This window comes from Streptomyces sp. NPDC093510 (assembly GCF_040683555.1).
Taxonomy (GTDB): domain Bacteria; phylum Actinomycetota; class Actinomycetes; order Streptomycetales; family Streptomycetaceae; genus Streptomyces.
The window spans coordinates 379,083-394,109 of the sequence record NZ_JBFBEE010000002.1; the positions used below are offsets into that span (position 1 = coordinate 379,083).

Here is a 15,027-nt window from a genome sequence, read left to right on the forward strand (position 1 = left end):
GTGCCACGACAGGGTGAACGACCCTGCGACGACGGCAGGGTGAGCGGACTCTGCCGCGACAGGGCGAGCGGACTCTGCCGCGACCGTGCGGGCGGCTCTGCCGTGACCTGGCTGGGGGCGACTCGGCCGCGACCGTGCGGGCGGCTCTGCCAGGATTGTTCGATGCACACCGCACGACAGCCCCGCATCCTCTTCGTCACGGACCTCGCCTACCAGGCGAACGGCCGCCGCTACTGCGACGAGGACATCTACCTCACCTCCCGCCTCCGCGAGGACTTCGACGTGGCCCTGTGCCACCCGCTGGACGCGGCGTCCCTGATGGAGGCGGGCGCCTTCGACACCGTCGTGGTCCGCAACAGCGGCCCCGTTCTCCACTACGAGGCGCAGTGGGAAGACTTCAAGGAACGCGCGGAGCGTCGCGGTGCGCGCGTCTACAACCAGCTGACCGGCAAGGCCGACATGGTCGGCAAGCAGTACCTGCTCGACCTGACGGCGGCCGGCCACCCCGTGATCCCCACGATCGACGACCCGCGGGACGTCGGCCGCCTCCCGGAGACGGACACGTACGTGGTCAAGCCGAAGGCGGGCGCCGACTCCATAGGCCTGGAATTCGTGAGCCGCGAGGGCCTCGCGGAGCTGCGGCCCGGGTCCGGCATCCTGATCCAGCCGTGCGTCGACTTCACGTACGAGGTCTCGTTCTACTTCGTGGACCACACCTTCCAGTACGCACTGCACGCACCCGACCCCGCCAAGCGCTGGCACCTGGAGCGTTACGTCCCGACCGAGTCCGACCTGGCCTTCGCCCGCGGCTTCGTCGAGTGGAACGCCATCGACCGCGGCATCCAGCGGGTCGACGCGTGCAGGACCCGTACCGGGGAGCTCCTGCTGGTCGAACTGGAGGACCTCAACCCCTACCTCTCCCTGGACCTCCTGGACGAGGAGACGCGGGACGGGTTCGTGTCGGCATTGAAGAGGTCCTTGGCGGAGGGGTCGATCGCCGCACAGCAGACCGATTGACGCAGAGTTGGCCGATTGACGCAGCCCGCCCGGTGCCGCGTCCCGACTCCGTCCGCAGTCGCCACTCTTCCCAGTCCCCAGTCCCCGGACCCCGGCCCCCGGAGCCGTGCCACCGACTTGAACGACTCCGGTCTGCTGCCCTGCCGGCTGTACCGACCGGGTCGTTCTCCCGCACGCCCCGACGCCACGAGGGCAGGCGCGCGCCGACATCGGAGGGGAGCCACGGCGTTGGCGCACGCAGGCGGCCACCGCCGGTCCGGCGTACGGTGCCGCGACGGTGGCCCCCGCGATGAGGGCGGCCTAGTCCTGGGGCGCGACCGGTGTGTGGCTGTCACCCTGGGGGGTGATCGGAGTGTGGCTGTCGCCGAGCGGGGCGACCGGTGTGTGGCTGTCGGCCAGCGCGGGGCTCGCGGCACCGCCTGCGGCAGCGGCCGCGATGGCCAGGGTGACGAGGACCTTCTTGGCGCGGATCATTCCAACTCCCTTGAGCAGTTCAACTTCCAGCTTGAAGAAACGCTATCGGCGTATGGCACAGCTGTTCGCCTTGTCTGATCGGTTCCCGCCGCCAATAGGCCTGAACCAGGCACCGAACATGCGTCGGCCGCGACGGCTTCCCCTCCGCGCCGTCGCGGCCGATCGTTCCCCCGTCAGGAATGCAGCTTTAGGCGTCCTTGGGCGGGGTGGGCAGGTGGCTGTCACCCTGCGTGGTGATGCCGTCCTTGGGCGGGGCGGGCAGGTGGCTGTCGCCCATCGTGGTGATGCCGTCCTTGGGCGGGGCGGGCAGGTGGCTGTCGCCCTGCGTGGTGAGGTCCTGGTTCTTCTTCTTGTCGTCGCTCATGACTGACAACTCCCTGAAGTGACGGTCGCTGGGGCAGAACGCCCGCTCGGCAACTCCCCCGAGGGTCGCCGAGCGGGCGTTCCAGGGCCGCTCACCCTATCTGTGGGGCCCAAGGCGACCCGTCTGCCCCCCGACGCGACGGATCGTTGAGGTAGAGAGTGGCAGCCGCCCATAAACGTTCGATGAACGTCGCAGATGCTCAGGTCAGGCCGCTGTGACGGGGGACAGGAGGTTGCGTAGTTCGTCGACCTCGGGTGCTGCTGTCCGCTCGTGAATGGTGAGTGCCTCTCTCCAGCAGGCCCTTGCCCGATCGATCTGCCCGAGGCTCTGGAGGGACCTGCCGAGAATGGTCAGGACGTTGGCACGCATCCAATCGCCTCCGATGCAGCCCGTGGCGAGTGCTTGTTCCGCGTGCTGGGCGGCTTGTGCCGCTCGATGGGCGGACAGCAGAGCCTCCGCCATGCGGAAGTGGGTAGTGCCCTCCCACAGGCGCTGGCGACTCTCCCCGAACACGTGCAGAGCCTCGGTGAACTGCTCAAGAGCATCCGACTGGCGGCCGGCGTGGCTGAAGGCGATCCCGAGCGCATACCGCGCGTTGGCGAGGCGGAAGGTGAGCCCCAACTCGTCGTAGATCGCCATGCCTTGCTGCGCCATTTCGATGGCGGCAGTGGTGCGTCCCGTGAAAACCAGGACGCGGGACAGATTGCAGAGGGCGCTGGCTTCCCCCGCTCGGTTTCCATCCGCGCGGAAGGCCTCGACGGCCTCGCGAAAGTACACCTCGCTCGCCGCGTGATGACTCCTGCAGTAGGTCACGATGCCCTGCTCATTAGGGGCATTGCTCCTGGTCCAGGGGTCGTTCGACTTGCGGCCCAGCTCGGCCGCGCGGTCGGCCTCGGGCGCGGCCTCGTCGAACCGGCCGGTGTTCCCCCGGACTTGGCTGAGGGTGACCCGCGCGCGTCCCTCCGCGTGGGCGTCACCGAGTGCCGCCGCCGCATCCCGAGCCGCACACGTAGCCGACTCATACCGCAACGAACTCGCCCCCGACTCCGCCAAGTCCTTGGACGCCAGCAGCAGGTCCACCGCGCGCCGCAGCGTCCCCGCTCCCAGCGACTGCTGTACGCACGCCAGGATGCAGGCCGCCTCCGAGTGGAGCCAGTCCAGGGCCTTCGTGTCGTCCGTGAAGTCCTGGCCCGCGTGTTCCGTGGGTTCCAGGTGGTCCACCGTGCGGTCGCCGGGGCGTTCGATCGCGTACACGCGGGCCGCCGAGGCCAGGTAGAAGTCCAGGAGGCGGGACATCGACGCGTCCCGTTCGCTGGGGGGCTGTTCGTCGCGTTCGGCGCATGAACGCGCGTAGAGGCGTACGAGGTCGTGATAGCGGTAGCGGCCGGGGGCCGCGGACTCCACCAGGGAGGTGTCGACCAGGGACTCCAGGAGGTCTTCCGTTTCCTCCAGGGGGAGGTCGAGGACCGCCGCGGCCGCCGCGAGGGACAGGTCGGGGCCGTCCGCGAGGCCGAGGAGGCGGAAGGCGCGGGCCTGGGCCGGCTCCAGCTGGCCGTAGCCCAGTTCGAACGTCGCCTTGACCGCGAGGTCGCCCGCCTGGAGCTCGTCGAGGCGGCGCCGCTCGTCCGCGAGCTTCGCCGCGAGCGTGGAGACCGTCCAGGTGCGGCGGGCCGCCAGACGGGACGCCGCGATCCGGATGGCGAGCGGCAGGAAACCGCACGCCGCCACCACGTCCAGAGCCGCCTCGCGCTCCGACGTCACCCGCTCCTCGCCGACGATGCGGGTGAAGAGGAGGAGCGCCTCCTCGGGGGACATCACGTCCAGGTCGATCAGGTGCGCGCCCGCCAGGTCGACCATGCGGACACGGCTCGTGACCAGGGCCGCGCAGCCCTCCATGCCGGGGAGCAGCGGGCGGACCTGCGCCGCGTCGCGCGCGTTGTCGAGGAGGACGAGGACCCGGCGGCCGTCCAGGACCGAGCGGTAGAGGGCGGCGCGCTCCTCCAGGGAGTCCGGGATCGCCGAGTCGGCCGTGCCGAGGGCGCGCAGGAAGGCGCCGAGGACCGTCTCCGGTTCGGCCGCCCGCGCGCCCGCCCCCTGGAGGTCCACGTACAGCTGGCCGTCGGGGAAGTGGGTGCGCGCGACGTGCGCGACGTGGACGGCCAGCGTCGTCTTGCCCACGCCGCCGATGCCCGCGAGCGCCGAGACCGCCATCACGCGGCCCTCGGCGGTGGAGAGGATGTCGCTCAGCTCGTCCACGAAGGACGCGCGGCCCGTGAAGTCGGGGACCGTCGCCGGGAGCTGGGCCGGGCGTACCGCCGTCGTCGTGGGTTCCTGGTCGGGGGCGGCGGGCTCCGCGAGGCCGGGGTCGGCCTGGAGGATGCGCTGCTGGAGTTCCTTGAGGCCGGGCCTCGGGTCCACGCCGAGTTCGTCGGCGAGCAGGCGGCGCGTGTCCGCGTAGACCGCGAGGGCCTCCGCCTGGCGTCCGCTGCGGTAGAGCGCCAGCATCAGCAGTTCGCGCAGCCGCTCCCGGAGCGGGTGCGCCGCCGTCAGGGCCGTCAGCTCCGACACCGCCTCCGCGTGGCAGCCCTGTTCCAGATCCATGTCCAGGCGGGTCTCGACGAGCTGCAGGCGCCACTCGTCGAGGCGGGTGCGCTGGGTGTCGGCGTAGGGGCCGGGGACGTTGGCCAGGGGCTCGCCGTCCCAGAGGCCGAGCGCCTTGTTCACCAGTGTGCGCGCCTGGCAGAGGTCGCCGACGCTGCGGGACTTCTCGGCCGCCGCCCAGAGGTCCTCCGCCATGGCCAGGTCCAGGGCGCCGTCCGCGACCTGGACGGCATAGCCTCCGGCCTCGCTGACGAGGACGCCGGGAGGCAGCACCTTGCGGAGCCGGGACGCGTACGTACGTACCGCTGCCAGTGCCTGCGACGGCGGCTCCTCGCCCCAGAGCGCGTCGATCAGTTCCGACGCCGTGGCCGTGCGGCCGTCCCTCAGCAGGAGGGCCGCGAGCAGCGCCCTCTGCTGGGGGGATCCGGTGTTGAGCTGTTCCGAGCCGTGCCACGCGCGCACCGGTCCGAGCACGCTGAAGCGCGACGTCCGGACCTCGGGGGGGTGCCCCTCGGTCCGCTCCTCGGGGGTGTTCCCCGAGGCCGGACGCCGCTGCTCCGGTACTCGCGGTACATCGACCATCGCTCCCCCTGCCGCCCTGCCGTTCCCAATCCTGCCGGTCGCGGGTCTGCCCGCCCGCGGTGGTGCGTAAGCCTGCAGCCCTCGGTCCTGCCCGGCCGGTGCCGCCCGGTGCTGCCCGGTTCCTGCTCCCCGCCAGTTTGCCTTGTTCATGGCGGATGCGTCAGCCGTGGGAGACGGCTCTCACAGGGTCCTCGCACGACATTCCGTATCGCTTTCCCGCCACGGGTGGTGGGCCCGCCGGTCCGGCCGTCCGCGTACGACTAGCTGACGGGTCGTCAGATCGACGCTACCGTGGGGTCCATGGAGACCATGGAGACCATGGAAAGTCCGGAGACCTTCCCGAAGATCATCTCGGTGGACGACCACACGGTCGAACCCCCCGACGTCTGGCGGGACCGGCTCCCGTCGAAGTACCAGGACCGCGGCCCCCGGATCGTCCGCGCCCCCCTGAGGGAAATGTCCTTCCTGGGCGGGAAGTTCGCACCCGTCATGGGGGAGAAGGGGGAGGAAGGCCCCATCGGGGACTGGTGGATCTACGAGGACCTGAACCGCCCCCTCACCCGCCTCGACACCGCCGTCGGCTACGACAGGGACGAGATCAAACTGGAGGTCATCACGTACGAGCAGATGCGGTCCGGCTCCCACAGCGTGCCGGACCGGCTCGCCGACATGGACGTCAACCACGTCCAGTCCGCCCTCTGCTTCCCCACCTTCCCCCGCTTCTGCGGCCAGACGTTCACCGAGGCCAAGGACCGGGAGCTCGGGCTCCTCTGCGTCCGGGCGTACAACGACTGGATGGTGGAGGAGTGGTGCGGGCCCGAGGCCCACGGCCGGCTCATACCCCTCACCCTCATCCCGCTCTGGGACGCCGGGCTCGCCGCCGCGGAGGTGCGGCGCAACGCCGCCCGCGGGGTACGGGCGGTCGCCTTCTCCGAGATTCCGCCCCACCTCGGGCTCCCGTCCATCCACACCGACGACTGGGACCCCTTCCTCCGCGCCTGCGACGAGACCGGCACGGTCATCGCCATGCACATCGGCTCGTCCAGCAGGATGCCGTCCACGTCGGCGGACGCGCCGCCCGCCGTCGGCTCCACGATCACCTTCGCCAACTGCTGCTTCTCGATGGTCGACTGGCTGATGAGCGGCAAGTTCGAGCGCTTCCCGAACCTGAAGGTCATGTACGCGGAGGGCCAGATCGGCTGGATTCCCTACATCCTCGAACGCGCGGACGTCGTCTGGGAGGAGAACCGCGGCTGGGGCGGCGTCGCCGACAAGGTCACGCGGCCACCGTCCGAACTCTTCGCCGAGCACGTGTACGGGTGCTTCTTCGACGACGCGTTCGGGCTGCGCAACCTCGACTCCATCGGGGTCGGGAACGTCCTCTACGAGACGGACTACCCCCACTCCGACTCGACCTGGCCCAAGTCGCGGGAGGTCGGAGAGGCCCAGATGGGGCACCTCGCCCCCGACGTCGTCGACCGCATCGTCCGCCGCAACGCGATCGGCCTTCTCGGGCTCACGGAAGCGGGGCTCTGGCCCGGCCGGTGACCGGTCAGAGGAGGTCGGTGAACCAGCGTTGCCCGGGGTCTTCCGCGGTGCAGGCGGCAAGGCGCAGTGCGGGGTGCGGCCGCAGCAGGTCGTCCTGCGTCAGGCAACGCCCGCCGGTGCGCAGCTGTCCCCGCCGTGTGAGCGCCCACCGGGCCGGTCCGCTGCTGCAAGGGGCGAGTGCGGCCGCCCCGCCCCTTGCGCGGACGCAGCGACGGCCGGCCCCGGCCCCACTCCCGGACCCGCCCCCGGCCCCCGCCCCGGCCGACAGGTGGCCGTCCGCGAGACGCCAGGACTGGCGGACCGTGACCGTGCCGGCGACCGTGCCGGCGCAAGGGGCGGTGCGGACTTCGCCGCGGTCCGCGGTCAGACAGAGACCGGACGTGGTGAAGCCGGCGGCCGTGGAGCCGATCCAGGAGACGACGGTGCCGGGCCGCGGCTCGGGCACCCGGCGCGCGTAACGCCGCTCGAGCCATCGCGCGTACTGCCCCGCCGCCCTTCTCGTGGGGGTGCAGTAATGCCCGGGGCAGCTGCTCACCCGCCTCTCGTCGTGTACGTAGTAGTGCTCGAAGACGTCGGTCTTCCGGGCGGTCGGGACCGCGCCGAGGTTGGGCGGGCGCACCGCGCTCCCGTAACCCTCGTATGCCACCAGGCGACGGGGTCTCCCTTCCGGGCGCGCCCGGAGCGCCGCCAGCCGGAGATACCGGCCGGTCACCGCGTGATCGCTGTGGTCGGCCCACTTCTCGCCGGACGACTTCAGCGCCGTGTTGGCGAAGTCCAGCGTGCGTACGACGCGGGGCCGGAAACCCTCGATGAGGGCGGCCAAGGTGTTGATCAGCGCCGCTTCCGTGTAGCGGGCGGACCCGTCAGCGGCACCGAGCGAGCGGATTCTCGACTGGAAGAGAGCGAGCAGGCTCCGGCGCCGGGACGCCTCTCTGCTCCAGCCGCCGTCGGGCAGCCGCAGAAAGACCAGTTGGATGTCCGGCCGCAGCGGCCCGTTGTCCAGGTGGACACTGTGCAGGGTCCGCCCGCCGGCCCGCACGGGCGCGGCTCTCCAGGGGCTGGGCTCGCCCGGACGCATCGGTCGGCCGGCGAGAGCGCTGTACGCCTGCTGTACGCCCATTTCGCGGCGGTGGACATACCCTCCCGCCCATTCCAGGTGGGCGTCTCCCGCGGTCACGTACACGACGCGGAGACAGTTCCCCCTGTCGAAGTCCTCGGCGATCGCCGGATTGATGAACAGCAGGTCGTCGTCCTGATGCGCCACCCCGACCAGCGTCGTGTCACGGCACTTCGTACCACCGGGCCGCTGGGGCGGGGCGGGCACGGTGAACGCCAGGGCGGCGACGCAGACGATCACCAGCAGAACCAGCTTGTGTGCGCGAATGATGGACAACTCCGCTTCGTGCGCGAAGCCGAGGCCCGAGGGAAGACTGCCCGGCGATGAGGCTAAACGAGTGAGACTTCAGGTCGTCACACAACCTGCCGAGCACCGCCCTGGCCCGCGGCTCCGGCCACGAGGAGCGTCCCGAGCGTCCCCTTCGGTCAGTCGGTCCAGCGTTTGCGCTCGAACGCGGCCGGGCCGGTCACCAGGGTGTTGGGCGGTACGTCCTTCGTGACGACGCATCCCGCGCCGACCACCGCGCCGGGCCCGATCGTGACGCCGGGGAGAACCGTGACCGTCGAACCGAGCCACGCGCCGGCGCCGATCGTGATGGGCGCCCGCGTGTAGAAATCCTGCCGGTCGGTGAGCGGGAGCGGGTGGTCCGAGGAGATGAGGCTGGTCTTCGGGCCGATCAGGACGCCGTCACCGATGTGGATGCCGCCCTGGTCCAGGAAGGTGCAGCCCTGGTTGACGAAGACGTGCTCACCGAATTCGATGCCGAGGCCGTGGTCGGAGTAGAAGGGCGGATAGACGGTGACGGAGTCGGGGACCGGCCTGCCGAGGATCTCGGACAGCAGGGCCTTGCGCCCGGCCTTGTCGTCGAAGGGCAGGACGTTGAGCCGTGACGTCAGCGTGGTCACGTACTCGATGCGCTCGGCCACCTCGGCGAACTCGGGAGTGCGGACGTAGAGGCGGTTCAGGTCGGGCATGGGGCTCCTCGGGCGGCGTCATGGGTGCGCTGATGTCGGGAAACCAGCCGTTGGCCGGCTGCGTGCGGCCACATGGAATCCCGCAGGCCGGGGCGGGATCAAACAACGGACACGGCCGCAAAGGGCAACCAACAGTTGTCCTCCTAAGGTGAGCCGCATGGACGTCACCGCCGTACGCACCTTCGTCGCCGTCGTCGACGCGGGGCAGTTCCAGGACGCCGCCATCGACCTCTCCATCACTCCGCAGGCGGTGTCCAAGCGCATCGCCGTGCTGGAGAAGGAGCTCGGCGTCCGGCTCTTCACCCGGGACGCGCGCGGGGCGCGGCCCACCATCGACGGGCAGGCGTTCCTGCCGCACGCCCGCGCACTGCTCCGGGCCGCCGAGCGGGCCGTCGCCTCGGTGCGGCCGGGCAGCCGGGCCCTGCGCGTCGACGTGATCGGCCGGCAGCTCTCCCTGGCGGGGCTGCTGCGCGGCTTCCACCTGGCCCACCCCGGGACCGAGCTGGACGTCGTGACGCTGTTCGACTCCGACACCGCCGTCGCCGCCGTCAGGGACGGGACCATCGACGCGACGTTCCGTGCCGTGACCATGCCGGGGCGGCAGCTGCCCCGGGGCGTGGCGGCCACCGCCGTTCTCGACGAACCGCTGCACCTGTTCACCGGCCCTGGACACGAGTTCGCGAACGCCCCCGCGATCACCCCCGCCCAGCTCGCGGGCCGCCGGATCTGGATGCCCGGCAACCTGCCCGGGACCGAGTGGGCCGCCTACTACGACGAGCTCGCGGCAGCCTTCGGGATCGTCATCGACTCGGTCGGCCCGGACTTCGGGATCGAGCCGCTGCTCGACACCATCGCCGGCTCCACGACGCTCGCCACCTTCGTCAGCGAGCAGACGCCGCTCGTCTGGCCCGTCGGCCACGACCTGCGCCGCATCCCCGTCAAGGACCCCACCCCGGTCTACCCCCACTCGCTGATCCGGCGCACCGACAACCCGCACCCCTCGCTGGCCGCGCTGCGCCGCCACCTCGTCGCCGCGTATCCCGGCCGGCCCGGCGAGGGCATCTGGACTCCGAAATGGAGCCGGCCCGTTCATCGGTCCGCACCCCTTGCCTGACGCGCCGTCAGATACCACGATGGCTCGCGGCGGCACGTGTGACGCTCCGTCAGGAGCCGCGGAGAGGTGGGTGCGCAGTCATGGGCATCGGGAACGAGGCGCGGACGCGTTCTTCCGGGCGGCTCGTCTACGGAATGCAGTTGCCCGTTCAGTCGCAGAGTTCCCTCTACGCGGAGCCCTGGGAGGCGGCGGCGGGGCCCGACGACCTCGTCGAGATCGCCCGCACCGCCGACCGCGCCGGCTTCGACTACATCGCCACCTGCGACCACGTCGCCATCCCGCGCCGCCTCGCCGACGCGATGGGCACCATCTGGTACGACCCCGTCGCGACCCTCGCCCACCTCGCCGCCGTGACCGAGAACGTCCGCCTCATGAGTCACGTCGCCGTCGTCGGCCTGCGCCACCCGCTCCTCTCCGCCAAGCAGTACGCGACCCTCGACCGGCTCAGCGGCGGCCGCCTGATCCTCGGGGTCGGCGCCGGGCACGTACAGGAGGAGTTCGAGGCCCTCGGCGTCGACTTCGCGCGGCGCGGGCCGATCCTCGACGAGACCGTGGACGCGCTGAGGGCGGCCCTCGGGCCGGACGAGTATCCCGAACACCACGGTGACTTCTTCGACTTCGGCGGTCTGGGGCAGCAGCCCCGGCCCGCCCAGGCCCGCATCCCCCTCTGGGTGGGCGGGTCCTCGCCCGCCGCCGTGCGCAGGGCCGCGACCCGCGGCGACGGCTGGCTGCCGCAGGGTGACCCGCGCGACAAGCTGCCCGCGCAGATCGCGCGGCTGCGGCGGCTGCGGGAGGAGGCGGGGGTCGCGGAGCCGGTCACCGTGGGGGCCATCACCGAGGCCCTGTACGTGGGTGAGCCGGACCGTCCCGTGGGCCGCCGCACGCTCTCCGGGAAGCCCGAGGCCCTCGCCGAGTCCCTGCGTGAGTACGCCGCGATGGGGGTCGACCAGATCCAGGTCCGGTTCCGCAGCCGGAGCCGTACCGAACTCACCGACCAGATGGCGGCGTTCGCCACCGACGTGGCCCCGCACCTCGACGACTGACGACGACAGCGACGACGACAGCGACGACGACAGCGATGACGACAGCGATGACGACAGCGATGACGACAGTGACGACGACAGCGACGACGACAGCGATGACGACAGTGACGACGACAGCAGGGAGCAGGACATGGGGAAGCTGGACGGCCGCGTCGTCATCGTGACCGGCGCCGCGCGCGGACAGGGCGAACAGGAGGCGCGCCTCTTCGTGGAGGAGGGAGCCCGCGTACTCATCGCCGACGTGCTCGACGAGCAGGGCGAGGCGCTCGCCGGGGAGCTGGGCGCGAAGGCCGCGAAGTACGTCCACCTGGACGTGGGCGTGGAGGCCGACTGGCAGGCCGCCGTGACCACCGCGAAGGACACCTTCGGGAAGATCGACGGGCTCGTGAACAACGCCGGCATCCTGCGGTTCAACGAGCTCGTCAGCACCCCCCTCGAAGAGTTCCAGCAGATCATCCAGGTCAACCAGATCGGCTGCTTCCTGGGCATCCGCACGGTCGCCCCCGAGATCACGGCCGCGGGCGGCGGCACGATCGTGAACACCGCCTCCTACACGGCCCTCACGGGCATGGCGTACGTGGGCGCGTACGCCGCGACCAAGCACGCCGTCCTCGGGCTCACCCGGGTCGCGGCCCTGGAGCTGGCCGCCAAGAACATCCGCGTCAACGCCGTCTGCCCGGGGGCCGTCGACACCCCCATGACCAACCCCGCGCAACTGGACCCGACCGTCGACGCCGCCGAGGCGGGGGAGGCCGTCGCCGGGCTCTACAAGAAGCTCGTGCCGCTCGGCCGGGTCGGGCAGCCGCAGGAGGTGGCCGCCCTCGCGCTCTTCCTGACCGGGGGCGACTCGGCGTACATCACCGGGCAGCCGTTCGTCATCGACGGGGGGTGGCTGGCCGGCGTCAGTGTTCTCTGACGGAAGGCCGACGAAGAGCTGGCGGAAGGTCGACGGAGAGCTGACGGCCAGTCAGTAAGCGGCGTACAGCCCTTGACGCTCCACCCCGCCGGTGGAACAGTCGACGCATCGCAATCTGACGGGGCGTCAGAAACCGTCAGACCTCACGAGGACGGTGAACCTCCTTGGAATTCGGTCTCTTTGTACAGGGATACGTGCCCGCCCAGCGGGCCAAGGTCGACCCCGAAGCGGAGCACAAGGCGCTCATCGAGGAGACCGAGTACGTCATCCAGGCGGACAAGTCCGGCTTCAAATACGCCTGGGCGTCCGAACACCACTTCCTGGAGGAGTACTCGCACCTCTCCGCCAACGACGTCTTCCTCGGATACCTCGCGCACGCCACCGACCGCATCCACCTGGGCTCCGGCATCTTCAACCCGCTCGCGCCCGTCAACCACCCGGTGAAGGTCGCGGAGAAGGTCGCCATGCTCGACCATCTCTCCGAAGGGCGCTTCGAGTTCGGCACGGGGCGCGGTGCCGGTTCGCACGAGATCCTCGGCTTCATGCCGGGCATCACGGACATGAACCACACCAAGGAGATCTGGGAAGAGACCATCGTCGAATTCCCCAAGATGTGGCTCCAGGACGAGTACGTAGGATTCCAGGGCAAGCACTGGTCGCTGCCGCCCCGCAAGATCCTGCCGAAGCCGTACGGGAAGTCGCACCCGGCCATGTGGTACGCCGCCGGGTCCCCCTCCTCGTACGCGATGGCGGCCAAGAAGGGGCTCGGGGTCCTCGGCTTCAGCGTGCAGAAGGTCTCCGACATGGAGTGGGTCGTCGAGTCGTACAAGACGGCCGTCGAGGAGGCCGAGGCCATCGGTGGCTTCGTCAACGACAACGTCATGGTGACGTCCACGGCGATCTGCGCGGAGACGCACGCCAAGGCCGTCGAGATCGCCGTCGGCGGCGGCCTCAACTACCTGCAGTCGCTGCTGTTCCGCTACCACGACACCTTCCCCCGGCCCGAGGGCATCCCCGAGTGGCCCGAACTGCTCCCCGACTACACCGAGGAGCTCATCGAACTCCTCATCGCCGAGGAACTGATGATCTGCGGCGACCCGGACGAGGTGCTCACGCAGTGCAAACGGTGGGAGCAGGCCGGGGCGGACCAGCTCAGCTTCGGGCTGCCGATCGGGATCTCGCCCGAGGACACGAAGAACACGATCAAGCTGATCGGTGAGCACGTGATTCCGAAGATCGACACGGATCCCGTCCACCGCACTACGCGATTCCGGCAGGGGGCCGGGGCGTAGCTGTGACCGCCCCGGCTTCCCCTCCCGGACGGAGGCCGGGGCCCTTGCCGGGCGGGGGGCGGGGGGTGGGCGCCGACACGGGGCTGCGCCCCGGACCCCGCCTGTCGCCCTCCGGGCTCGTCCTCAAACGCCGGACGGGCTGAAAATCCCGCCCCGCCGGGTTGGAGGTGCGCCGCCCCGCCGGGCTGAATACCCGTCCGTCCTTCGAAAGGGGAACCCACGACATGCTCGACCACCTCATCAGGGGCGCGACCGTCGTCGACGGTACCGGTGGCCCCGCCTTTGTCGCCGATGTCGGGATACGGGACGGGCGCATCGCCGTCGTCGCCGAGCCGGGGAGCGTCGCCGAGGAGGCGCGGACCAGTGAGGATGCCGGGGGGCGCGTGCTCGCGCCGGGGTTCGTCGATCCGCATACGCATTACGACGCGCAGCTGTTCTGGGACCCGTACGCGACGCCGTCGCTCAACCACGGTGTGACGACCGTCGCGGGCGGCAACTGCGGGTTCACGCTCGCCCCGTTGCACCCGGCGCGGCCCGGCGACGCCGACTACACGCGGCGGATGATGTCGAAGGTCGAGGGCATGTCGCTGGTGGCCCTCGAGGAGGGCGCGCCCTGGACGTGGAGTTCGTTCGGGGAGTATCTCGACGCTCTCGAAGGGCGCATCGCCGTCAACGCAGGGTTCATGGTGGGGCATTGCGCGCTGCGCCGGTACGTCATGGGCGCGGACGCAGTCGGCGGGCAGCCCACGCCCGGCCAGATGGAGGAGATGCTGCGCCTCTTCCACGAGGCGATGGACGCCGGCGCCTGGGGACTGTCCACCACCCAGTCGTCCACCCACTCGGACGGCGACGGGCAGCCGGTCGCCTCGCGGCACGCGAAGCCCGCGGAGCTCCTCGCGCTCTCCCGTGCCGTCGGCGAGCACGAGGGGACGCAGCTGGAGGCGATCGTCGCGGGCTGCCTCGATCAGTTCAGCGACGACGAGATCGACCTGCTCGTGGAGATGAGCGCGGCGGCGGGCAGGCCGCTCAACTGGAACGTGCTCACCATCGACGCCGCCGTCCCCGAGCGCGTGCCGCGCCAGCTCGTGCCGAGCGAGCGCGCCCGCAAGGCCGGCGGCCGCATCGTCGCGCTCACCATGCCGATCCTCACGCCCATGAACATGTCGCTCGGCACGTTCTGCGCCCTCAACCTCATCCCGGGCTGGGGCGACATCCTCGGCCTCCCCGTGCCCGAGCGGATCGCGAAGCTGCGCGACCCCGAGGTGCGGGCGGAGATGCTGCGGCACGCGGGCAGCAAGGAGGCGGGCGTCTTCCGGCGGCTCGCCCGCTTCGACCGGTACGTCATCGGAGACACGTACTCCGAGGCGAACCAGGGCCTCACCGGGCGCGTGGTGGGCGACATCGCGGCCGAGCGCGGCCAGGAACCGTTCGAGTGCCTGGTCGGGATCTGCGCGGCCGACGACCTGCGCACCGTCCTGTGGCCGATGCCCACCGACAACGACCCCGACTCGTGGGCCCTGCGCGCCGAGGCCTGGCAGCACGAGGACGTCATGCTGGGCGGCTCGGACGCGGGCGCGCATCTGGACCGCATGTGCGGAGCCCCGTACACGACGCGCTTCATCGGCGACTGCCTGCGCGGACGCGGGCTGGCGAGCCTGGAAGAGGCCGTGAAGATGCTCACCGACGACCCGGCGCGGCTCTTCGGACTCCGCGAGCGCGGCCGCATCGTCGAGGGCTACCACGCGGACCTCGTCCTCTTCGACCCCGAACGCATCGACGCGGGCAAGGCCACCCTCGTCCACGACCTGCCCGGCGACAGCCCGCGCCTGGACTCCAAGGCGATCGGCGTCAACGCGGTGTGGGTCAACGGCGTCGAGGCGATCCGCGACGACGTGGTGACCGGCGCCGTGCCGGGCAAGGTGCTGCGCTCCGGGCGCGACACCAGGACGGTGAGCACGAAGTGAGCGGTCCCCGGCAGCCCCGGC

12 protein-coding genes are annotated in these 15,027 nt (G+C 70.9%); 7 read left to right on the forward strand and 5 right to left on the reverse strand.

Annotation, left to right across the window (positions count from 1 at the left end; genetic code table 11):
• The first annotated feature begins 162 nt into the window (after positions 1-162).
• Positions 163-1,017 (forward strand): hypothetical protein, encoded by an 855-nt coding sequence (locus AB0N81_RS04085; RefSeq protein WP_365355438.1) that lies wholly within the window; start codon positions 163-165, stop codon positions 1,015-1,017.
• 300 nt (positions 1,018-1,317) lie between these two features.
• On the opposite strand, the gene AB0N81_RS04090 is transcribed toward AB0N81_RS04085, so the two are convergent.
• From AB0N81_RS04090 to AB0N81_RS04100, 3 genes are all read right to left on the reverse strand, one after another.
• Complete coding sequence (locus AB0N81_RS04090) at positions 1,318-1,491, reverse strand: hypothetical protein (RefSeq protein WP_365355439.1); 174 nt, start codon at positions 1,489-1,491, stop codon at positions 1,318-1,320.
• Positions 1,492-1,678: 187 nt separating this feature from the next.
• Positions 1,679-1,855, reverse strand: a complete 177-nt coding sequence (locus AB0N81_RS04095) for a sigma-like protein (RefSeq protein ID WP_365355440.1) — start codon at positions 1,853-1,855, stop codon at positions 1,679-1,681.
• Between the two features lie 204 nt (positions 1,856-2,059).
• Positions 2,060-5,038 carry a BTAD domain-containing putative transcriptional regulator gene (locus AB0N81_RS04100; protein WP_365355442.1) on the reverse strand — a complete coding sequence of 993 codons (2,979 nt, stop codon included), beginning with the start codon at positions 5,036-5,038 and terminating at the stop codon, positions 2,060-2,062.
• Between the two features lie 318 nt (positions 5,039-5,356).
• Here AB0N81_RS04100 and AB0N81_RS04105 point away from each other — a divergent pair, with 318 nt between their 5' ends.
• Positions 5,357-6,586 carry an amidohydrolase family protein gene (locus AB0N81_RS04105; RefSeq protein ID WP_365355672.1) on the forward strand — a complete coding sequence of 410 codons (1,230 nt, stop codon included), beginning with the start codon at positions 5,357-5,359 and terminating at the stop codon, positions 6,584-6,586.
• 4 nt (positions 6,587-6,590) lie between these two features.
• On the opposite strand, the gene AB0N81_RS04110 is transcribed toward AB0N81_RS04105, so the two are convergent.
• A complete protein-coding gene (locus tag AB0N81_RS04110) occupies positions 6,591-7,979 on the reverse strand; it encodes a hypothetical protein (RefSeq protein WP_365355443.1) in 1,389 nt (462 codons plus the stop codon).
• Positions 7,980-8,128: 149 nt separating this feature from the next.
• Positions 8,129-8,677 carry a sugar O-acetyltransferase gene (locus AB0N81_RS04115; protein WP_365355445.1) on the reverse strand — a complete coding sequence of 183 codons (549 nt, stop codon included), beginning with the start codon at positions 8,675-8,677 and terminating at the stop codon, positions 8,129-8,131.
• Between the two features lie 157 nt (positions 8,678-8,834).
• Here AB0N81_RS04115 and AB0N81_RS04120 point away from each other — a divergent pair, with 157 nt between their 5' ends.
• From AB0N81_RS04120 to AB0N81_RS04140, 5 genes are all read left to right on the forward strand, one after another.
• Positions 8,835-9,791: a LysR family transcriptional regulator gene (locus AB0N81_RS04120; protein WP_365355447.1), complete on the forward strand. Its 957-nt coding sequence runs from the start codon at positions 8,835-8,837 to the stop codon at positions 9,789-9,791.
• 80 nt (positions 9,792-9,871) lie between these two features.
• Positions 9,872-10,834, forward strand: coding sequence for an LLM class F420-dependent oxidoreductase (locus tag AB0N81_RS04125; RefSeq protein WP_365355449.1), 963 nt, complete (start codon positions 9,872-9,874; stop codon positions 10,832-10,834).
• Positions 10,835-10,964: 130 nt separating this feature from the next.
• The gene (locus AB0N81_RS04130; protein ID WP_365355451.1) at positions 10,965-11,750 is read left to right on the forward strand and encodes a glucose 1-dehydrogenase; all 786 of its coding nucleotides are present in this window, start codon (positions 10,965-10,967) and stop codon (positions 11,748-11,750) included.
• Positions 11,751-11,914: 164 nt separating this feature from the next.
• Positions 11,915-13,042 (forward strand): LLM class flavin-dependent oxidoreductase, encoded by a 1,128-nt coding sequence (locus AB0N81_RS04135; RefSeq protein WP_365355452.1) that lies wholly within the window; start codon positions 11,915-11,917, stop codon positions 13,040-13,042.
• Between the two features lie 224 nt (positions 13,043-13,266).
• Positions 13,267-15,006: a D-aminoacylase gene (locus tag AB0N81_RS04140; RefSeq protein WP_365355453.1), complete on the forward strand. Its 1,740-nt coding sequence runs from the start codon at positions 13,267-13,269 to the stop codon at positions 15,004-15,006.
• The last annotated feature ends 21 nt before the right edge of the window (positions 15,007-15,027 follow it).